21 protein-coding genes are annotated in these 20,586 nt (G+C 63.2%); 16 read left to right on the forward strand and 5 right to left on the reverse strand.

Annotation, left to right across the window (positions count from 1 at the left end):
• Window positions 1-103 precede the first annotated feature (103 nt).
• The 12 genes from ettA to ACFFJ6_RS06560 all read left to right on the forward strand — a co-directional run bounded on the left by ettA (window position 104) and on the right by ACFFJ6_RS06560 (window position 14,035).
• Window positions 104-1,753 carry an energy-dependent translational throttle protein EttA gene (gene ettA, locus ACFFJ6_RS06505; RefSeq protein ID WP_378385555.1) on the forward strand — a complete coding sequence of 550 codons (1,650 nt, stop codon included), beginning with the start codon at window positions 104-106 and terminating at the stop codon, window positions 1,751-1,753.
• Window positions 1,754-2,235: 482 nt separating this feature from the next.
• Complete coding sequence (locus tag ACFFJ6_RS06510) at window positions 2,236-3,897, forward strand: NTP transferase domain-containing protein (RefSeq protein ID WP_378385557.1); 1,662 nt, start codon at window positions 2,236-2,238, stop codon at window positions 3,895-3,897.
• A complete protein-coding gene (locus ACFFJ6_RS06515; RefSeq protein WP_378385559.1) occupies window positions 3,894-4,271 on the forward strand; it encodes a GtrA family protein in 378 nt (125 codons plus the stop codon). The genes ACFFJ6_RS06510 and ACFFJ6_RS06515 overlap by 4 nt, the downstream gene beginning before the upstream one ends.
• 24 nt (window positions 4,272-4,295) lie before the next feature.
• Window positions 4,296-4,991, forward strand: coding sequence for a glycosyltransferase family 2 protein (locus ACFFJ6_RS06520; protein WP_378385561.1), 696 nt, complete (start codon window positions 4,296-4,298; stop codon window positions 4,989-4,991).
• The gene (locus ACFFJ6_RS06525; protein ID WP_378385563.1) at window positions 4,988-5,590 is read left to right on the forward strand and encodes a phosphatidylinositol-specific phospholipase C/glycerophosphodiester phosphodiesterase family protein; all 603 of its coding nucleotides are present in this window, start codon (window positions 4,988-4,990) and stop codon (window positions 5,588-5,590) included. Before ACFFJ6_RS06520 ends, ACFFJ6_RS06525 begins: the two co-directional genes overlap by 4 nt.
• The gene (locus tag ACFFJ6_RS06530; RefSeq protein WP_378385565.1) at window positions 5,587-7,638 is read left to right on the forward strand and encodes a hypothetical protein; all 2,052 of its coding nucleotides are present in this window, start codon (window positions 5,587-5,589) and stop codon (window positions 7,636-7,638) included. The genes ACFFJ6_RS06525 and ACFFJ6_RS06530 overlap by 4 nt, the downstream gene beginning before the upstream one ends.
• On the forward strand, window positions 7,635-8,420 hold the full coding sequence (locus ACFFJ6_RS06535; protein WP_378385567.1) for an HAD family hydrolase: 786 nt from the start codon (window positions 7,635-7,637) through the stop codon (window positions 8,418-8,420). Before ACFFJ6_RS06530 ends, ACFFJ6_RS06535 begins: the two co-directional genes overlap by 4 nt.
• Complete coding sequence (locus ACFFJ6_RS06540; protein WP_378385569.1) at window positions 8,417-10,198, forward strand: hypothetical protein; 1,782 nt, start codon at window positions 8,417-8,419, stop codon at window positions 10,196-10,198. The genes ACFFJ6_RS06535 and ACFFJ6_RS06540 overlap by 4 nt, the downstream gene beginning before the upstream one ends.
• A gap of 2 nt (window positions 10,199-10,200) precedes the next feature.
• On the forward strand, window positions 10,201-11,196 hold the full coding sequence (locus tag ACFFJ6_RS06545) for a class II aldolase/adducin family protein (RefSeq protein ID WP_378385571.1): 996 nt from the start codon (window positions 10,201-10,203) through the stop codon (window positions 11,194-11,196).
• 124 nt (window positions 11,197-11,320) lie between these two features.
• Window positions 11,321-12,091: a trans-aconitate 2-methyltransferase gene (tam, locus tag ACFFJ6_RS06550; protein ID WP_378385573.1), complete on the forward strand. Its 771-nt coding sequence runs from the start codon at window positions 11,321-11,323 to the stop codon at window positions 12,089-12,091.
• A 118-nt stretch (window positions 12,092-12,209) separates the two neighbouring features.
• Window positions 12,210-12,797: a TIGR00645 family protein gene (locus tag ACFFJ6_RS06555; protein ID WP_378385575.1), complete on the forward strand. Its 588-nt coding sequence runs from the start codon at window positions 12,210-12,212 to the stop codon at window positions 12,795-12,797.
• Window positions 12,798-12,817: 20 nt separating this feature from the next.
• Window positions 12,818-14,035: a lytic murein transglycosylase gene (locus tag ACFFJ6_RS06560; protein WP_378385765.1), complete on the forward strand. Its 1,218-nt coding sequence runs from the start codon at window positions 12,818-12,820 to the stop codon at window positions 14,033-14,035.
• A 104-nt stretch (window positions 14,036-14,139) separates the two neighbouring features.
• On the opposite strand, the gene ACFFJ6_RS06565 is transcribed toward ACFFJ6_RS06560, so the two are convergent.
• Together ACFFJ6_RS06565 and ACFFJ6_RS06570 are read right to left on the reverse strand one after the other, a co-directional pair.
• Window positions 14,140-14,424 (reverse strand): hypothetical protein, encoded by a 285-nt coding sequence (locus tag ACFFJ6_RS06565; RefSeq protein WP_054163613.1) that lies wholly within the window; start codon window positions 14,422-14,424, stop codon window positions 14,140-14,142.
• A gap of 221 nt (window positions 14,425-14,645) precedes the next feature.
• Window positions 14,646-14,972, reverse strand: coding sequence for a hypothetical protein (locus ACFFJ6_RS06570; RefSeq protein WP_378385578.1), 327 nt, complete (start codon window positions 14,970-14,972; stop codon window positions 14,646-14,648).
• 405 nt (window positions 14,973-15,377) lie between these two features.
• On the opposite strand from ACFFJ6_RS06570, the gene ACFFJ6_RS06575 reads away from it, so the two are divergent.
• Together ACFFJ6_RS06575 and bfr are read left to right on the forward strand one after the other, a co-directional pair.
• Window positions 15,378-15,581 carry a (2Fe-2S)-binding protein gene (locus tag ACFFJ6_RS06575; RefSeq protein ID WP_082364056.1) on the forward strand — a complete coding sequence of 68 codons (204 nt, stop codon included), beginning with the start codon at window positions 15,378-15,380 and terminating at the stop codon, window positions 15,579-15,581.
• Between the two features lie 136 nt (window positions 15,582-15,717).
• Window positions 15,718-16,200, forward strand: a complete 483-nt coding sequence (gene bfr, locus ACFFJ6_RS06580; RefSeq protein ID WP_378385580.1) for a bacterioferritin — start codon at window positions 15,718-15,720, stop codon at window positions 16,198-16,200.
• Window positions 16,201-16,242: 42 nt separating this feature from the next.
• Here the strand turns inward: bfr and ACFFJ6_RS06585 are convergent, their stop codons facing one another.
• A complete protein-coding gene (locus ACFFJ6_RS06585; protein WP_378385582.1) occupies window positions 16,243-16,749 on the reverse strand; it encodes a hypothetical protein in 507 nt (168 codons plus the stop codon).
• Window positions 16,750-16,873: 124 nt separating this feature from the next.
• Window positions 16,874-17,254 (reverse strand): DoxX family protein, encoded by a 381-nt coding sequence (locus tag ACFFJ6_RS06590; RefSeq protein WP_378385767.1) that lies wholly within the window; start codon window positions 17,252-17,254, stop codon window positions 16,874-16,876.
• A 137-nt stretch (window positions 17,255-17,391) separates the two neighbouring features.
• Between ACFFJ6_RS06590 and ACFFJ6_RS06595 the strand changes: the two genes are divergently transcribed.
• Window positions 17,392-18,966, forward strand: coding sequence for a DUF1800 domain-containing protein (locus ACFFJ6_RS06595; protein WP_378385584.1), 1,575 nt, complete (start codon window positions 17,392-17,394; stop codon window positions 18,964-18,966).
• Window positions 18,953-20,146, forward strand: a complete 1,194-nt coding sequence (locus tag ACFFJ6_RS06600; protein ID WP_378385586.1) for a DUF1501 domain-containing protein — start codon at window positions 18,953-18,955, stop codon at window positions 20,144-20,146. Before ACFFJ6_RS06595 ends, ACFFJ6_RS06600 begins: the two co-directional genes overlap by 14 nt.
• 166 nt (window positions 20,147-20,312) lie before the next feature.
• On the opposite strand, the gene ACFFJ6_RS06605 is transcribed toward ACFFJ6_RS06600, so the two are convergent.
• Window positions 20,313-20,558: a DUF2188 domain-containing protein gene (locus tag ACFFJ6_RS06605; RefSeq protein ID WP_378385588.1), complete on the reverse strand. Its 246-nt coding sequence runs from the start codon at window positions 20,556-20,558 to the stop codon at window positions 20,313-20,315.
• Window positions 20,559-20,586: the final 28 nt, after the last annotated feature.

The raw sequence follows: 20,586 nt of genomic DNA on the forward strand, positions 1-20,586 counted from the left end.
GAAGGATCGGTTAACAGCGCTCCCTCGGGTTGCCCTTTGGCGGACGCCCCGCTACATCAGCGGCAACCAAATCCCCCGCACTCTGTGATTTTCAAGGACCCCCATGGCTCGCCAGTTCGTCTATTTCATGCAGGGTCTGACCAAGGCCTATCCGACCCGCAAGGTGCTGGATAACGTCCATCTGTCGTTCTACCCCGACGCCAAGATCGGCGTGCTCGGCGTCAACGGCGCCGGTAAATCGACCTTGCTGAAGATCATGGCGGGGATCGACAAGGAATACACCGGCGAAGCCTGGGTCGCCGAGGGCGCCCGCGTCGGCTACCTGGAGCAGGAGCCGCAGCTCGATCCCGCGCTGAATGTTCGTGAGAACGTCATGCTCGGCGTCGCCAAGCAGAAGGCGATCCTCGATCGCTACAACGAACTGGCGATGAACTACTCCGACGAGACCGCCGACGAGATGACGGCGCTGCAGGACCAGATCGAGTCCGCGGGGCTGTGGGATCTCGACAGCAAGGTCGATCAGGCGATGGACGCGCTGCGCTGCCCGCCGGACGATGCCGACGTCACCAAGCTGTCGGGCGGCGAACGCCGCCGCGTCGCGCTGTGCAAGCTGCTGCTCGACCAGCCCGACCTGCTGCTGCTCGACGAACCGACCAACCATCTCGACGCCGAGTCGGTGTCGTGGCTGGAAAATCACCTGCGCAACTATCCGGGTGCGATCCTGATCGTCACCCACGATCGCTACTTCCTCGACAACGTGACGTCGTGGATCCTCGAGCTCGACCGCGGCCGCGGCATTCCATACGAGGGCAACTACTCGTCCTGGCTGGTGCAGAAGCAGAAGCGGCTGCTGCAGGAAGGCCGCGAAGACGCGGCGCACCAGAAGACCCTGGAGCGCGAGCAGGAGTGGATCGCCTCGTCTCCGAAAGCCCGCCAGGCCAAGTCAAAGGCGCGCTACCAGCGCTACGAGGAGCTGCTCGCCAAGGCGTCGGAGAAGCAGACCCAGACCGCCCAGATCATCATCCCGGTGGCGGAGCGGCTCGGCAACAACGTCGTCGACTTCGAGCACCTTACCAAGGGCTTCGGCGACAAGCTCCTGATCGACGATCTGACCTTCAAGCTGCCGCCCGGCGGCATCGTCGGCGTCATCGGCCCGAACGGCGCCGGCAAGACCACGCTGTTCCGGATGATCACCGGGCAGGAGAAGCCGGACGGCGGTACGATCACGGTCGGCGAGACCGTGCATCTCGGTTACGTCGACCAGTCACGCGACAGTCTCGACGCCAAGAAGACGGTCTGGGAGGAGATCTCCGGCGGCAACGAGTTGATCCTGCTCGGCAAGAAAGAAGTCAATTCGCGCGGCTATTGCTCGGCGTTCAACTTCAAGGGCGGCGATCAGCAGAAGAAGGTCGGCTCGCTGTCGGGCGGTGAACGCAACCGCGTCCATCTCGCCAAGATGCTGAAGTCCGGCGCCAACGTGCTGCTGCTCGACGAACCGACCAACGACCTCGACGTCGACACGCTGCGTGCGCTCGAAGAGGCGCTGGAGGATTTCGCCGGCTGTGCGGTCATCATCAGCCATGACCGCTGGTTCCTCGATCGTATCGCCACCCACATCCTGGCGTTCGAAGACGACAGTCACGTCGAGTGGTTCGAAGGCAACTTCCAGGACTACGAGAAGGACAAGATGCGCCGTCTCGGCCAGGACGCCATCATCCCGCATCGCGCGAAGTACAAGAAGCTGACGCGGTAAACTCGCGAGGGGGAGCGGAGGCGACGGCGGATCCGAATCGCCTGGGCAGGCGGTTCGGTGCCTTGATATCGCGCGCGCTGCTCCTTCTAAAAATTCGACATCGATGTTCGATGTCTGCTCGTGCACCCCAGTAAAGCTCGTCCAAAGCGGAGAGCCGCCTGCATCCGACCTTTAGTCCGGTGGTGCAGGCGATAGCTGTTCGATTATCACCAATTCATTTGATGCGCCTCATTACAGGCAACGGTAAATTAGTAGTTCGACGTCTCGCGCAGCGAAGACAGCGCGGCTGATCAGGCTCACAACGAAGCGTTCAACCGCTCGCATCCCCTGGGCCGAAACCTGGGCCGTTCAAAATCATAAGCCGCTGCATTGACGTCTATAGGCATCTCACCTAAGCACATGCGTCTGGTTGTACTAATATATTTAGGTATCATAATACGCGCGCTCGGCTTCCGAAGCTGCGCTGCGATGCAGTTATCAGTATGCAGATTATTGTCCCCATGTCCGGCTTCGGCGAAAGGTTTCGCAAGGCCGGTTACACTGTCCCGAAGCCCCTGATCGAGGTCGATGGAAAACCGATCATCGAGTGGGTGGTTGGGCTATTTCCCGGGGAGACGGACTTCCTCTTCATCTGCAATGAAGATCATCTCGCCGAGCCGGCCTTTCGGATGCGAGAAATCTTGCAGCGATGCTGCCCAATGGGGCGGGTCGTTGGTATTCCGCCTCACAAGCTTGGACCGGTTCACGCGGTTCTGCAGGCATCGGAGTTCATCCGCCGCGACAGTCCGGTCGTCGTCAATTACTGCGATTTCGCCTGCTTCTGGGATTGGCAGGACTTTCGCCGGTTTGTCGCGGAGACCAGATGCGCCGGCGCGATCCCCAGCTACAAGGGCTTCCATCCGCATAGCCTGGGCAGCACGAACTACGCCTACCTTCGCGAAACCGGCGGCTGGATCGAAGACATCCAAGAAAAGCGTCCCTTCACCGACAACCGGATGGAGGAATACGCGTCGAGTGGAACTTATTACTTCGAGACCGGAGCGTTGATGGAATCCGCGTTCCGCGGCGCGATCGAACGAGACCTCAATACCGGCGGTGAGTTCTACGTCAGTCTGGCCTACAAGGAGTTGTTCGCCAGGAAGCTGCCCGTCGCGGTGTATCCGCTGCAGCACTTCATGCAGTGGGGCACTCCGGAGGATCTGGCCGAATATCTCGGATGGTCGCAAGCGTTTCGAAAGCTGATCCAGCATCGGGTCCCGACGCCGTCGATAGGCAGTCAGGTCGTGCTGCTGGCGGGCCTCGGGCAACGCTTCGCGCGAGAAGGCTACGGCTTGCCGAAGCCGTTGATCCCCGTGTCGGGTCGCCCGATGGTCGTACAGGCAGCCAGCGATCTGCCGCCCCCGATCGAGTCATGCTTCGTGCTGCGGCGGGATATGCCCGGCGAGGAGCAGATATCGGCCGAATTGGCTCGCGAATTTTCGTCCGCCGTGATCGAGACCATCCCCGGCGTTACGGAAGGTCAGGCCTGCACCGCTATCGTTGGGCTTGATGCGCTCGAGCGCAGGGTTGGCGTCATTCCTGGCCCGATAACGATTGCGTCGTGCGACTTCGGCGTCCTCTACGATGCAGAAGCTCTCCCCCGTCTTCTCAAGGATGACACCGTCGACGTTGTGGTCTGGGCCGTGCGCGGTCATGCGAACGCTGTCCGCCACCCGGAAATGTTCGGCTGGATCGATGCCGTCGACGGCCGCATTCGCCGCGTCTCGGTCAAAGCGCCGCTGGCATCGCCGGCGACCGATCCGTTGGTGCTGGGCACGTTCACTTTCCGTAAGGCCGAAGATCTGCGTCGCGTGGTCTCGCGCCTGATCGATCGTGGAATTCGCGTCAATAACGAGTTCTATCTGGATTCCTGCATCAACGAAGCGATCGCTTTGGGGCTGAACTGCCACGTCTTCGAAGTCGATCACTACTTGTCATGGGGCACGCCCAATGATTTGCGCACCTTCGAGTACTGGCAGTCGTGTTTTCATAAATGGTCCGAGCATCCGTACCGTCTGGAACGCGATGGGCGCATTCCAGCCGCTGCGCGACCAGACCTCGAGGCGCGCTACAGGATTCCAGCAAGGCCGAAGCAATTCGCATGATCAAGCGCGAGCTGCCGGTCTTCATCGTCGTCGGCCTCGTGACGGTCGCGATCGACTTCGTTTGTTACGTGAGCCTGGTCTGGATCGGCGTTGGAGTCGCGATCGCGAAAGCTCTCGGGTTCGTCGCGGGCACCGTCTTCGCGTACTTCGCCAACCGCTTCTGGACATTCGGCCACAGGGATGTGGCGGCCGGCAGCGTTCCACGTTTCGCGATCCTGTACGCGGGGACAGCGGTCGCGAATGTTGCCGTTAACGGTGGGCTTCTGAAAGTGCTGGCGTACTCCAGCGTCGCGGTCATCTGCAGCTTCGTTGTCGCCACGGGAGTTTCCGCAAGCCTCAATTTTCTTGGAATGAAGTTTTTCGTCTATCGCTGATTTCACCGGCCGAATGGGTATTCCGTGCTTTCATTGGTGATCCCTTGCTTCAACGAAGCTCGCAATCTGCCGCTGCTGCTGGAGCGCTGCAGTGCGCTCGTCGCGAAGGCCGACGTTGAAGTGATCATTGTCGACAACGGATCGTCTGATGAGACGGCCCGTGTGCTCGAGGATGCCCTTCCGCGCCATCCGGGATGCAGGTCGGTGCGAGTCGACGTCAATCAAGGTTATGGATTCGGCATCCTGTCCGGCCTGCGCGCAGCGCGCGGTGATCTGCTGGCTTGGACGCACGCCGATCTGCAGACCGATCCGCTGGATCTGTTGCCGGGATTGGATCTGTTCGCCTCCCATGGGACCGGTCTATTCGTGAAGGGGCGACGCCGCGGGCGTCCTTTCAAGGACGTCGTGTTTACAGTCGGCATGAGCGCGTTCGAGACGGTCCTGCTGCGCGAGCCGTTGTGGGACATCAACGCGCAGCCGACGATGTTCTCGCGCGCGTTTTTCGAGACGTGGGCGGATCCGCCCCATGATTTTTCACTGGATCTCTACGCCTATTACCAGGCGCGTCGATCACGCCTTCCGGTCGAGCGGTTTCCGGTCGTCTTCGGTGAGCGGGCCCACGGCGTCTCGCACTGGAACGTCGACCTGCGCTCCAAGTGGAAATTCATCAAACGAACCGTCGATTTCAGCTTCGAGCTGAAGGGCAGGCTGAGCCAATGATTTTGATCGCGCACCGCCGAAATACCCGCGCGGAGCTGCAGGCAACGCCTGCGACATACGGCATCGAAATGGACGTTCGTAGCAGCGGCGACGAACTCATCGTCGTGCACGACCCGTTCCAGCCCGGAGAGCGTCTCGAAGACTGGCTGACCGCCTTCCAGCACCGCACCTTGATCCTCAACGTCAAGGAGGAGGGGCTCGAGCAAAAACTGATCGAGACCATGAAGGCGCGCGATATCGAGGACTACTTCTTTCTCGACCAGTCGTTTCCGTTCCTGGTGAAATGGGCGAAGGCTGGCGTCTCGCGGGCCGCCGTGCGGGTCTCCGAATACGAATCGATCGACACCGCAATGAGCCTCGCGGGCCTCGTGCAATGGATTTGGGTCGACTGCTTCACCCGCTTTCCGCTCTCCGCCGCCGACGCACGGCGGCTGACATCGGCCGGCTTCAAGCTCTGCGTGGTGTCGCCCGAGCTTCAGGGGCGGCCGGCGGATAGCGAAATTCCTGAACTTCAGCGCCTGCTCCGGGAGCGGCAAATTCAGCCGGCGGCCGTCTGCACCAAGCGCCCGGATCTGTGGGAGCAGGGGGCGGGATCATGAAGCAGTTGTTCATCGATCCCTTCTTCGCCGTCGGGCTGGCGCTTCGTCTCCTTCTTCTGTTCGCAATTGCGCCGACGGCCGCGACGATCTGGTACGCCCCGTTTATCGACAGCTCGCTGTCCAGCTTCAGCCTCGATCCCTGGAGGGTCTTTCTCGCGAACGGCGGGGACGCGGCCGCGTTCCCCTACGGCTACGTCATGTGGCTTGCGCTTCTACCGCTCAGCGCGGCAGCCAAGCTGGCCGGGCTGCCGGTGATCGTCGGCTACAAGGCGACGCTGCTATGCGCAGATGTCGCCGTGATGTTGCTGCTGCAGCGTATCATCAATTGCACGTCGCGGCTGCTGCTGTTCGCATACTGGCTCTCGCCGCTGGTGCTGTATGCGACCTACGCGCAGGGCTTCAACGATCTGATCCCGGTCGCGATCCTGACCCTCGCGCTGCTGTTGATACGCCGGCAGCAGTTCGCGCTGTCGGGCTTCGTCATGGCGGCCGCGATCTCGGCGAAGATGAGCATGCTCATCGCCGTGCCGTTCGTCTTCGTCTACCTCGCGAATAACTGGGCGTTTTCCGCCGACGCCTGGACGTATGCGAAGGGGCTTCTACTGGGCGTCGCCGTCTGGTGCGTGCCGTTCCTGGCGTCGTCGGCCGCCATGGCAATGTTGTTCCACAACCCTGAGATCGCCAAGGTCTACGAAGCCGCTCTGCCGATCGGATCCGGGTTCAGCATCTATCTGGTGCCGCTCGCTTACGTGCTGGTGCTTTACGCCGAATGGCGATTCCGGCGGATCAATTTCGACCTGTTCTTCGCGACGCTCGGCATCGCGTTCTTGATGGTGGTGATCTTCACCCGCGCGGCGCCCGGCTGGTACTGCTGGATCATGCCATTGCTGGTCGTCCATCAGGCGCGGGGCGGCGTGCAGGCCATCGTCTTGTCGGCGATATTTTCGGTGGCGTTCGTCTGCGGCAGTTTGCTGATCCAGCTTCTTTCTGCGAGCGGCGGAGATGCCATTCAGATCGGGGTATGGAGCATCGCCGTCGGCGAAGAGCTCGGCCGGCATCTCGTCTCATTGCTCCACACGGCGATGGCGGCCCTCGGCTTGATCATGGCGATGCAGGTGTGGCGTCAGTCGGTGGCGGCCAACGATTTCCTTCGGCTCAATCGCAAACCCTTCATCATCGGTATTGCGGGCGACTCCGGGAGCGGCAAGGACACCCTGGCGCTTGCCCTGGGTGATCTGTTCGGCAGGCGGACCGTCACGCAGCTCTCCGGAGACGACTATCATCGATGGGATCGGCAGAAGCCGATCTGGCAGGTGATGACGCATCTGAATCCTGCTGCGAACGATCTGGAAGCATTCGCCCACGATCTGCTGGCTCTGGCGGATCGTCGCACGATCCAGTCCCGACATTACGACCACGCGAGCGGCAAGCGACAGCGCCCGACCAGGATTGCAGCGCGAGACATCATCATCGCCAGCGGTCTGCACGCGCTGTATCTGCCGATCTGCCGAGCACGCTACGACCTCAGCATCTATCTCGACATGGATGACGAGTTGCGGCGTCACTATAAGATCCGCCGCGATTCCGGCGAGCGCGGCCACTCGGTCGAACACGTCCTCGCGTCGCTCGAGAAGCGCGCCAAGGACGTTGCCCGGTTCGTTCGGCCGCAGGGGCGGCATGCGGATCTCGTGATGTCGCTGCAGCCGATCCATCCCCTGATGCTGGCGGGGGATTCATCGATCTCCCCGCGGTTGAAGCTCTCGGTCCTGACCCGGAAGAGCCTGCACGAGATGTCTCTGGCCCGCGTGCTCGTGGGCGTCTGCGGCCTTCACGTCGATCTGGAGATCGATGACGACGCGGAAGCGGTGATGATGACGATCGAAGGTGAGACCGGTCCGGAGGATGTCCGGCTCGCCGCCACCATGCTGTTTCCCAAGATCATTGAATTCCTCGATCCGAAGGCGGCATGGCGAGAGGGAATGCTCGGTGTCATGCAGCTCGTCATTCTTGCGAACATCAATCAATCAATGATTAGGCGCCTGATATGATCAGCATCCACGATGCTCAGCGATTTGGCACATTCCCCGATGCCGTGTTGTTCGACACCGACAACACGCTCTACAGCTATGCGGAAGCGCACGAGGCCGGAATGGAGGCGGTGCGCGCCAAGGCCACGCGGACGTTCGCGATCGACGTCGGGACCTTCGATCGTGCGTTCGACAGCGCGCGCCATCAGGTCAAAGGGCGGCTGAAGCACACCGCGGCCTCGCACAGCCGGCTGCTCTACTTTCAGCGCATGCTGGAGATCATCGGTCTGGGGTCGCAGGTGCTGATGGCGCTCGATCTCGAGCAGACTTACTGGCGAACCTTTCTGAGCAACGCCATCCTGTTCGACGGCGTCAAGGAATTGCTGGACGATCTCAGGCTGCGCGGCATTCCGACGGCGGTCATCACCGATCTGACCGCGCAGATCCAATTTCGGAAGATCGTGTATTTCGGTCTGGATCACTATTTCGACTACATCGTCACCAGCGAAGAGTCCGGATACGACAAGCCGCACGAGGCGCCGTTCCGCATCGCCGTCGAGAAGATGCAGCCGAAGGGCGTCAATCTCTGGATGATCGGCGATAATCCGGAGACCGATGTGCGTGGCGCCCGCAAGTGCCTCAACGCGACGACGCTTCAGAAAGTCCACAAAGGAGTCGTGGTTGGTGCGGGCGAGGACCGTCCGGACGCGACGTTCGCCGACTTTGCCGATCTCATCCGGCTGCTGGAGCGTATCGAGCGTGGTGGCGGCCCCGAAAAACTGGCGGTCGGGGCACGTCAATGAAGCGGTTGTTGCTGATCGGGCTGTTCGCACTGATCTTTCACGTCGTTGCGATGGGCGTCTACCTCCGCAACGGCCTTCAAGGGAATATCGATTTCCACATCCTGTCGTCGTCCCATTTCGGCGTTCCGAAGCCGCTGGCGGACAGAGGGTTGCGGCCTCTTTACGAGGACGGCGTCTATCTGGGATGGGATGGTCAGTTTTACTACTACATCGCGAATGATCTCCGGGGTTCTCCAGAGACGATGAAGCATATCGATACGCCCGGTTACAGATATCAGCGTATCGGGCTGCCTCTTCTCGCGAAGGCGGCATCCATCGTGACATTTCAGGGGTGGGTCTCCCCGACGCTCTATTACCTGACCTACTTGCTACTGCTAGTGGCAGGAACCATGGCAGCCGGATTGCTCCTGCAGTCGGTGGGATGCCACCCCGCCTGGTCGCTGCTATGGACGTTGTCGGCGGGGACGCAACTAACGCTGCTGAACGGCCTTCCTGATGCTGCCGCGGATGCGTTCTTTCTGATCGGGCTGGCCTGTCTGCGGAGTAATCGCCGTGTCTGGGTGTGGCTTAGTGTCATTCCGCTGTCGTTTATGGTGTTGTCGCGGGAGGCCTATGTTGCCCTTCCTGTCTTGCTCTTCCTGTTTTTTGGGCTGGATCGGCTGCGCGCGGCCGGCACAGAAGGCCGCCTCGCTTCTGTCGCCGCTTGGATCAAGTCGCCGGCCTTCATTTGCTTGGCCGTTCCCGTTCTGGCTTTCGCTGCAGTTCAGATTGCGGTCCGGTTCGGACTCAACGTTGATCCCGGGGCTGCCCAGGGGATTCTCGGTCCGCCGTTGAAGGCGTGGTGGAGGTTCTGGTCGAGCGGGATCTCCGGTGTTCATCCGTTCGTCGGGGCTGGTGCGCACGCTCGTAGCGAGTTCGTGCTGCTGACGATTTTCTTGGCCCTGTTGGTCATTACGTTCGTTTTGTCCATTCGGCTGTTTGTCGTCGCATATCACCGCCGCGCGCCGTTGGACCAGGCGCTGGGAGCGACGGCTGCTGTCTTCTGCGTGCTGTACCTCTTCTTCGCGGACGCAGTGATGATGCACTACTCCGGCTACATGAAAGTCGCGAGCATCTTCCTCTTTCTGGTGCCCTATATGAATGCGCGAAAGGATGAGCTTGCCGGTCAAGGCCAAATCGGCGGGCGTGTATTTGCTCAGGCGTGGCAATGGTGCGTTCGGGAACCGGGCAAGAAGTTTCTGTATGCGTTTCTGATCGTTGCGGCTCTGTACGGGGGAATTCACGTTTGGGAAGAGCGGATACTTCCGGAAAATCGCCCGCTGTATTGGCCTTATACGAGGGTGACGGAGCCCCGCTCCACGAATGCTGCGGAGTGTCTCCCGGCCTACAAGGCACGTTTTGACGTTCTCGAAGAGCGTCCTTTCCCATTGCCGGATACCCGGTACAACAGACTGTTTCCGCCTCCGACGACCAAGCTGATCCGGGTGAGGGCCACCAATCTGACGGACCGTCCGTTCGCTAATACGAGTGCTCCGGGGGCGGTTAATCTTAGCTACCAGTGGCTGGATAGCGCCGGACACCTCATCTCCGATGGCATTCGGACGTTCGTACCTGGAGGCATCGCACCGCAGGCAAGTGCGGAAGCATGGCTCGTGGCGGAGTATCCGAGGCAGCCGGGGCGGTACATCCTGCGTATTTCGGCGGTCCAGGAAAGCTGTTCGTGGTTTCATACAAAGGACCCGTCGAGCGCCGTGGATCTGAGCGTCGAGGTACGCTGACCATGCGGACCGCGATCAATGGCTTGAGCGCGTCGCTTGGAAAGAATCCGTCGCTGGTGCAGGGGCCGGGCGGAAACGTGTCCTGGAAGGACGGAGCACGTCTGCACGTGAAGGCGTCGGGGACTTGGCTGGCCGATGCGTTGGACCGCGACATCTTTGTGTCGCTCTCACTTCCCGATGTCCACGCGCGGATGGCTCGCGGGGAATACGCATTTGCCGTCGACGGCGGCCCCGGGCAGTCGCTGCGTGCCTCTATCGAAACGGCGCTGCATGCGTTGCTGCCGCATCGCGTGGTCGTGCATGTGCATCCTGTCGATGTGATCGCGCGATCCGTTCGGGAGGGTGCGCAGGCGGCGTTTGCGTCCCTGATGGAGGGGCTCGATTGGGTGTGGATCGACTACGCAAAGCCCGGAGAGCCACTTGCCCGTGCGATGCAAAGGGCCTCCGACGCGATGGGGCGGGCGCCTGATGTGTGGGTGCTCGCGAACCATGGGCTCGTAGTTGGTGCCGATGACCCGGAGCGGGCGTGGCGCGTGGTCGAGGAGATCGGCTCGCGCGTTGCCGTCGCCCCGCGGCGCGCCCCGTTGCAGCCGAATCTCGAACGTCTTCGGCCTTGGCTCGACGCCGGTTATCGTCTTCCGCGAGAGCCCATCGCGCATGCGTTGGCGCTCGATCCTTTGGCTACCGAAACAGCTCAGTCCCGTTGGGTGCTGTATCCGGACCAGGCGGTGTTTCTCGGCGGCGCGGGGTTGTTCGATCCGGGGGAGGGGCCGGATGCGCGGCAGGTGCATCCGCTCGGGCCGGTGGTGATCGTCCCGGACGCGGGCGTTGTCGTCGCGGACGGCGTCAATCCGGCGTGCGAGGCGATGCTGGTTTGTTACTCCGAGGTGCTGCTGCGATGCGGCTCGGCCGAGGATATCGTCTCGCTCACCGACGATGAGATCAGCGAGATCGTCAATTGGGACGCCGAAGCGTTCCGTCGCCAGATCGCTCGGTGATTTCGGTCTCGCGGTCTTCCGGTCGGCACTAGGTGCAGGAGCTGCGACAGGACGGTCGCGGGATATTGCAAAATCGCGCAGAATCAATAGCTTTCCAGCCGATCCGGCGTGAGGGTGGAGTTGGATGGCCGACTGGAGTGCCGAGCAGTATCTGAAGTTCGAGGATGAGCGCACCCGGCCGGCGCGGGATCTTCTGGCGCAGGTTCCGACTGTGGCGCCGGGCAAGGTCGCCGATATCGGCTGCGGGCCCGGCAATTCCACCGCGCTGCTGGTGGAGCGCTGGCCGGAGGCTTCGGTGATCGGAGTCGACACCTCCGCCGACATGCTGCGCCAGGCGCGCGAGCGGCTGCCGCAACACAAATTCATCGAAGCGAATGTGGCGCATTGGGCGCCGCCGGCCGGCACCGAGGTCCTGTTCGCCAACGCGGTGTTTCAGTGGGTGCCCGATCATCTGAAGCACCTCAAGCGGTTGGTGTCCGGGCTCGGAGCGGGCGGCGTGCTCGCCGTGCAGATGCCGGACAACCTCGACGAGCCGTCGCACATCATGATGCGCGAGGTGGCGTTCCAGGAGCCGTGGCGGCACCAGCTGTCCAAGGCGGCGGAGCTGCGCGATTCGCTGCCGAAGCCGGGCGTCTATTACGATGCGCTGCGGCCGCTGTGCAGCCGCCTGGAGATCTGGCACACGGTCTACAACCACGTGCTCGACGACGCGGCCGCGGTCGTCGAGTGGGTCAAGGGCACCGGCCTGCGCCCGTTCGTCGATCCGCTCGATCTGCCCGAGCGCAAGGCCTATCTGGCCGCCTATACGGCGCGTATCGCGGCCGCTTATCCGCCACAGGCGGACGGCAAAGTGCTGTTACGGTTTCCGCGTATCTTCATCGTCGCCATCAAGTAGTTTCCGCAGGATTCGCGGCGGCGGATGCGGTTAATCGCCGCTGCTCGTCGTCTCGACAGAATCGAACGGAGTTCCCACTTGAGAGGTCGCCAATTTCCCCCGCTTGGAGCTACTCCCGATGTCGATGACGCCCGAAACGCCGCTGCCGCCGAAAGGCTCGGCGTTGCGCCCGATCCCCATGCTGATCTTCGGTTCGCGCTGGCTGCAGCTGCCGCTGTATGTCGGACTGATCGTCGCCCAAGGCATCTACGTCGTGCTGTTCCTGAAGGAGCTCTGGCACCTGTTCCAGCACTCGTTCGATTTCAGCGAGCAGCAGATCATGCTGGCGGTGCTGGGTCTGATCGACGTGGTGATGATCTCGAACCTGCTGGTGATGGTGATCGTCGGCGGCTACGAGACGTTCGTGTCGCGGCTCAACCTGCGCGGGCATCCGGACGAGCCGGAATGGCTCAGCCACGTCAATGCGAGCGTGCTGAAGATCAAGCTGGCGATGGCGATCATCGGCATCTCGTCGATCCATCTGCTGCGGACATTCATCGAGGCGGGCAGCCTCGGCGCGCCGGGCCGGGCCGGTTACACCGAGACCGGCGTGATGTGGCAGACCATCATCCACACCGTATTTATCCTGTCGGCGATCGGCATCGCGTGGGTCGACCGGATCTCGAATCAGGCGGTCGAAGAAGCCAAGGCCCACTCCGCGCACTGACCGCGCGCGTCGGCGCAGCCCTGGTCGCCGCCGGCATTGTGCTGGCGGCGGCGCTGCTGCCCGATGCGGCGATGGCCGCCGACGCGGGATTCACCCGCTTCGTCGCGTCGCTGTGGCCCGAGGCGCAGCAGGCCGGAGTCTCCCGCGCCACCTTCGAGTCGGTGACGGCCGGCCTCGAGCCGGACTACAAGCTGCCCGATCTGCTGCTGCCCGGCCGGCCGAAGACCGGCGCGCCGTCGCAGGCCGAGTTCGTCCAGGTGCCGGCGGACTATCTGAAGGAAGCCCGGATCGAGGCGCTGGCCGGTCACGGCCGCAAGCTGCTGTCGCAATACGGACCGACCTTGCGGGCGATCGAGCAGCGCTTCGGCGTGCCGGCGACCGTGGTGCTGGCGATCTGGGGCCGCGAAACCGACTACGGCCGCTACCGGCTGCCTTACGATGCCATTCGGGTGATGGCGACGCAGGCCTATGTGGGGCGGCGCAAGGATCAGTATCGGACCGAATTCATTCTCGCGATGAAGATCATCGGCGAGGGCGCCGTGTCACGCCAGGGTATGCGCTCGTCCTGGGCCGGCGCGACTGGTCTCACGCAGTTTCTGCCGTCCGAATACTACAAGCACGGCGTCGACTTCGACGGCGACGGCAAGATCGACATCTGGAATTCGGTGCCGGACGCGCTCGCCTCGGCGGCGCAACAGCTCGTCAACAAGGGCTGGAAGCCTGGTGTCCGCTGGGCCTATGAAGTGCGAGCTCCGGCCAATGCCGATTGCACGCAGGGCCGGCCGGAGGTGACGAAGCCGATCGGACAATGGCTGCGCGAGGGCTTCGTGCCGGCGCGGGGCGAGCGGCTCAACGCCGCCGAGCTGGCCGAGCCGGCATCGCTGCTGCAACCCGAGGGGATCTATGGCCCGGCCTTCCTGACCACGAAGAACTACTTCGTGATCAAGGAATACAACTTCTCGGATCTGTATGTACTGTTCGTCGGTCACTTGGCCGATCGAATCACCAATCCGGAGCCGTTTGCCACGCCCTGGGCGGCGACCAAGCAGTTGCGCACGGCGGATGTCGAGGCGATGCAGCGCGGCCTGACGCGGCTCGGCTTCTACGACGACAAGGTTGACGGCAAGGCCGGCATGCTGACACGCGCGGCGCTCGGCGCCTATCAGAAGTCGGCGCGGCTCAAGCTGGATTGCTGGCCCAGCGACAGCGTGTTGCGTGCGATCGAAGCCGCGCGCTGAGCCGGCTGACGTTGAACAGGCGGCGGGCGCAACCCAAAACGAAAGCCCGGCCGATCGCTCGGCCGGGCTTCAAATCACAGGATTCGGCGAATAGCCGGATCAGATCAATCGCAGACCTCGACCGGGCGCGAACGCCAGATGCCGCGATAGTCGTCCCAGAAGCGCTGGCGGACGATGCGGCAGGCCGGCTCTTCGACATAGACCGGGGCGGGGGCCGCATAGGCCGGGCGGCTCGCGGCGATCGCGCCACCGAGCAGAGCACCACCGATCAGGCCGCCAGCGACGCCGGCCGCGATCCGGCCGCCATCGGCGTGAGCGGCCGGGACGGCCGCGACCAGCGAACCGGCGAGGGTCGCGACCGCAACAAGCATCGAAACAGTCTTCTTCATTTGTCTCTCCGAAGTGGCGCCCCGACCGGCGCGCGTTGACAGAAGTCGCCCACTCGATTGAACAGCATCAAAAAAGCGCAATGCCGTCAATCGTCGCAGATTCAGGACCGGATGACTCGCTCCAAAAAACGGTCTTTTTCGGGCTACCCGGACGATTCACCGGAGTCTCGAAAAACTCTGGCGCGGATATTTGGTCGCTCGGGGCAACCGGAGGTTCAATTTCAGCCGCAAACTCGGACGCGGCGGATTCGCCATCCGTAGCCGTCCCAGAATCGCTGACGCTGCCAGTAGCAGCTGCCGTAATAGCCGGGATCCACCACATAGGCCGGGCCGGGCGCGTATACGGGAGCGGGCGCATAGTAATATGACGGCCCGTAGCCGTAATAATAATGCGGGCCGGCGAACGCACCGCCGACGATCGCGCCTCCGAGGAGCCCGGCCGCGAGGCCGACGCCGAAGCCGTCATGTGCTTGCGCCGGCGCCGGTGCGCCGATCGCTGCGACACCCAGGGCGGTGGCCGCCACCAGCCCCATCACTGCTTTCCTCATGGATTCACCCTTCTTGCTTGCCGCCCGGTTCCACACGGGTGCGACATTATTGCAGGAGCGAGCATCCACTTTTCTCTTGAACGATCTATGAATGGGGACGCCCGCGAGATGCCATGTTTGCGCCGCGGGATGAAGGCGCGACGACCGGGGCGGGGACGGCGCCCGGCGCCAGTGCGCAGCGTCACTGTTCATCACAAGGGCGGTGCCCTGCGGGTAGCTGGGCCGAGCGCGAACTAACAACTCGTTTGGAATGATTCCAGGAAGGCCGGGCGGGCCTCTTGCGCGAGATCAAGATCGACCGGCGAGTTTGGAATAGCTTCAAAACAGCCGTTTTCCTTTTGCTTCCGCCCTATCTGTTCACTATCCAAAAGCTCGCACCGCCATCATCGGGACCTTCGTACTTCCATGATTGTCTGTTCCTGCAACGTCCTGTCCGACCACGACGTCCGTAGCGCACTGCACCCCGAGGGTGGGAATGCCAGCAGCGCCGGCGAGGTCCATCGTTGTCTCGGTTGCAGCCGCAAGTGCGGACGCTGCATGCATACGATCCGGAAGATCATGACCGACGCCGGCTGTGCCGCCGGTCACGCTCCCGCCCGCGTTTCCTGAGCCCGCCCACGCAGCCCCCCGCGGATGTTGCGGGGATTGCGATTGGTGCGCCTTCTGATCTAGAACTATTCCAATTCTAAACTGGGCGGGCGATCCGGCGATTTGCCGGGCCGTGCCGTCGGCGACAGGAGAAGTCATGAAGGGCGACGCGAAGGTCATCGAATATCTCAACCGCGGTTTGCGCAGCGAGCTGACGGCCATCAGCCAGTACTGGTTGCATTATCGGCTGCTGGACAATTGGGGGCTGAAGGACCTCGCCAAGACGTGGCGCAAGGAGTCCATCGAAGAGATGGAACACGCCGACAAGCTGACGGACCGCATCATCTTCCTCGACGGGTTCCCGAACATGCAGGTGCTCGATCCGTTGCGGATCGGTCAGAACGTCAAGGAAGTGCTGAACTCCGACCTGCAGGCGGAGATCGACGCGCGGACGCTGTATCAGGAGGCGGCGACCTACTGCCACAGCGTCAAGGACTACGTGTCGCGCGACCTGTTCGAGCAGCTCATGAAGGACGAGGAGCATCACATCGATTTCCTCGAGACCCAGATCGAACTCGTGAACCGCATCGGCGTCGAGCTGTATCAGCAGCACCACATCGGCGAACTCGGTCACGATTGATCGGACACCGCGGCGCGTGTCCCCGTCCGGGATCCGCGCCGCTCACGCCGACTGGCGCGCCGGCGCCGGAGGCAGCGGACAGGCCGCGTAGGCCGCTTCAATCGCCGGCCCCGAGCCGTCCACATGCAGCTCCACCGCGGTCGTGCCCGCGTTCAACGAGCGGATCCGGACGAACAGCTTCGCTGAACCGCCAAGTTCGTCGACGAACTGCCGCAGGGCCGCAGTGTCCTCGATCACCAGCACTTTCGATCCCAGCAGGACGCGCGACTCCACGGCATCGTGTCCGGGCTTGTCGTCGAAGCGATAGCCGAAGCTGGTGTTGCGATCCGAGCCAATCTTGATCTGAAACGCGATCTTGGCGATCGGCCGGTTCTCGAAACAGGTGAGCTGCAGGCTCGCCATATACAGCGACGGGTTGGCGGAGTTGGTGGCGCCCCAGGCCATCGTGTAGGCGCCCCCGACTGGAGCGCCGGTGATCCGATCAGGGCTCTGGTCGATCACCCAGCTTCCGGACCGGACGGCGCTCTGGGTGACGCATCCGGTCAGCACCAGGGCTCCAACCCAAGCCGATCTACGCAACACACCAGCCACGTCCGCCTCCGCAGGGGTGCAGTCTGCAACCATGGCGAGAGTGCGGCAACCCTATCATATGCGGACGCTTGGGCGGATCTGCTCAGGCCTGCCGGCGGCGGAATGGCCAGTCGATGACGCCTGCGGCGTAGAGGGAGGCCCAGATAATCAGCGGCTGCGCTGCGAGCCTCGGGCCGTGATACCACCAGCTACTCGGCAGGCCCGCGATATCGATGCCGCCCAATGCGTGATGGATGTTCGCCGGCCAGACGCACACTGAATACAGCGCGAGGGTGACGCCGGCCCACCAGCGCAGCGGCCGTGTCACCAGCGCCACCGCGGCGGCGAATTCGAACAGGCCGGTCAGCAGGATGATCTGAGGCGCGAACGGCACCCAGCCGGGCGTCATCGCCAGCAGCTTGTCGGGCACCGCGAGATGCGCAACGCCGGCCGCGACGAAGAACGCCGCCAAAATCCAGCGCATCACCGCGCGATGGAGCGCTCCTGTTTCTGCCACGACTGCGCCATCCTCCATTCACCAAGGGTTCAGTGTTCCGGGCCGTATCATCCCTGCGTCAGTTTGACCCGGTCTCTCGTCCGATGATGAACGGCGACACCATGATGTTCAATCCGCGAATCCCCAAGCTGTTCGCCGTCACCGCAGCTTCCGTCGTGCTGATCACTGCGTTGAGTGGCGTCACTTCGAAAGCCGCCGAGCTGTCAGCACACGACCTCGCGCTGATCGATCGCCTGAGCTGGGGAGTGAACGCGTCAACCGCCGATCAGGTCCACCGCATCGGTGTCGCTGCCTGGCTTCAGCAGCAACTGCATCCCGCCGCGGACACCGCGCTCCCTGCGCCGGTGAATGCGCAGATCGATGCGATGCCGGATGCGCATGGCGTCACGCCGGCCGGCTTGCTGGCCTTGCAGGAGCAGGCCAAGGAAGCCAATCAGATTCCCGACGAAGAGCAGCGCAAGGCCGCCAAGCAGGCACAGCAGCAGGCGATGAACGACCGCGCCAAGCAGGCTGCGGCCCGCTCCATCCTGCGGGCGCTGTATGCGCCGGACCAGCTCCGCGAGCGGATGAGCTGGTTCTGGATGAATCATTTCAACGTGCATCAATACAAGGCCGACCTGCGGCTGTTGGTCGGCGATTACGAGGACCGCGCGATCAGACAGCATGCGCTAGGCAAGTTCGGCGATCTGCTGCGCGCGACACTGCGGCACCCGGCGATGCTGCGCTATCTCGATAATGCCGGCAACGCCGCCGGACATCTCAACGAGAACTACGCGCGCGAGATCATGGAGCTGCACACCATGGGTGTCGGCAGCGGCTACACCCAGGCCGACGTCGAGGCGCTCGCCAAGATTCTCACCGGCGTCGGCATCGACCTGAAGCCGGAAGATCCGAAGCTGAAGCCGGAGCTGCGTCCGCTGCTGGTGCGCGACGGCGCCTTCGAATTCAACCCGGCGCGCCACGACATGAGCGAGAAGACCTTTCTCGGCCACGTCATTCCAGGCAGCGGCTACGCCGAAGTCGAACAGGCGCTCGACCTGATCGTGCACAATCCCGCCACGGCGCAGTTCATCTCCCGCAAGATCGCCGTGTACTTCGTATCCGACAACCCGCCGCCGTCGCTGATCGCCAGGATGGCCAAGGCCTTCACGGCGACGGACGGCGACATCTCCGCTGTGCTCACCGCCATGGTGCAGTCGCCGGAATTCGACGCCGCGCTGAAAACCGGCGAGCGCTTCAAGGATCCGGTGAACTACGTCTATTCCGCTGTCCGGCTCGCCTACGACGACAAGGTGATCGCCAACACCGCGCCGATCCAGAACTGGCTCAATCGGCTCGGCGAGGGGCTGTACAATCGCCAGACTCCGGACGGCTATGCGCTGACCAGCGAGTCCTGGAGCGGCCCGGGCCAGATGATGCTGCGCTTCGAGATCGCGCGGCAGATCGGCTCGGGATCGGCCGGCCTGTTCAAGCCGGAGGGCCCCGATGCGAAGGATCGCCCGGCGTTCCCGCTGGTGCAGAACGCGCTGTACTTCAACGGCCTGCGTCAGACGCTGAGCGCGACCACGCGCGCTGCGCTCGACAAGGCGGTTTCGCCGCAGGACTGGAACACGCTGTATCTGTCGTCACCCGAATTCATGTACCGGCTGCATGCGGAGGCTCCCCATGAACCGTCGTGATCTGCTCAAGGCTTTCGCCGCCCTCGCGCCGATGACTGTTGCCGGCCGCGTCTGGGCCGCGCCGGCGACCGACGCGAAGCTCCTCGTGGTGTTCCTGCGTGGCGCTTACGATGCGGCCAATGTGGTCGTGCCGGTATCGTCCTCGTTCTACTACGAATCCCGGCCGGCGCTGGCGATCGCGCGGCCCGACGTCGGCAATCCGAACGCCGCGGTGGCGCTCGACGCCGATTGGGGGCTGCATCCGGCGCTGCGTGACAGCCTTGCGCCACTGTGGGCGAAGCGCGAGATCGCCTTCGTGCCGTTCGCGGGCACCAGCGACGACGTCACCCGCAGTCATTTCGAGACCCAGGACACGATCGAGCTCGGCCAGTCGACGGGCGGCGCGCGCGATTATCGCTCCGGTTTCATGAGCCGCCTCGCCGCCGAACTGACGCGGGTACGGCCGATCGCCTTCACCGATCAGCTGCCGCTGATCTTCCGCGGCAAGGCCGACATCCCCAACATCGCGCTCAACAATGTCGGCAAGCCCGGCGTCGATGATCGCCAGGCGCAGCTGATCAAGGAGATGTACGCCAAGACCAAGCTGGCGTCGGCAGTCTCCGAAGGTTTTCGGGTGCGCGACGAAGTGGTCAAGTCGATCTCCGACGAGATGACCGCGGCCAATCGCGGCGCGGTGTCGCCGCGTGGTTTCGAACTGTCGGCGCGCCGCATCGGCCGGCTGATGCGCGAGCAGTTCAATCTCGGCTTCGTCGATGTCGGCGGCTGGGACACCCACGTCAATCAGGGCGCGGCGACCGGTTATCTGGCCGATCGGCTGGGCGAACTCGGACGCGGGTTGAGCGGCTTCTGCGAAGAGATCGGCCCGGGTGCGTGGCGCGACACGGTGGTGGTGGTGATCTCCGAATTCGGCCGCACTTTCCGCGAGAACGGCGACCACGGCACCGATCACGGCCACGGCAGTGTGTACTGGGTGCTCGGCGGTGGCCTGAACGGCGGCCGAATCGTCGGCGAGCAGGTCAAGGTCGAGCAGCCGAAGCTGTTCCAGAACCGCGACTACCCGGTGCTCACCGATTATCGGGCGCTTTTCGCCGGCCTGATCCAACGCATGTACGGGCTGGATGCTGCGGCGCTCGGCCGGGTGTTTGCCGGGACGAAGCCTGTGGATCTCGGCTTGGTGTAATCAGCTTGGCAGATGGGGGCGGGCTTGTAAGCCCGTCCACGGGCCTCGGCGTTCCGCCGAAGTGACAGCGCAACTCACGTCGCGCGAGCTTGCTTCATCACCGACGCCTCAAATTCCCGGTTGTCGAGCGTCGGGTAATGCGGAAAGCCGGTGCGGTTCGCACGCCTCAGGTCTTGTCGACGACCGTCGTGTTCGGGCGATCATCTCCACGCGCCGTTTCTTCGTGCCACCGGCCCGATGGATCCTCGTATTCGATCGCTTCCGTCGAGCCCGGTGCGCGCTGTTCGGCTGCGGCGCGCTTGGCGGCGGCCGTTGCGGCATCGTGCGTCGGAAAGGTCTCGGAAAAGCTGCCGTCGACCTGATAGGCCCAGCCGCCGTCGTGTTCGACGATCTTGTAGGTGACGTCGCTCATCTCTGCCTCATGCGTTGACGGATCACGT

Source organism: Rhodopseudomonas telluris (genome assembly GCF_042432815.1).
Taxonomy (GTDB): Bacteria; Pseudomonadota; Alphaproteobacteria; order Rhizobiales; family Xanthobacteraceae; genus Rhodopseudomonas; species Rhodopseudomonas telluris.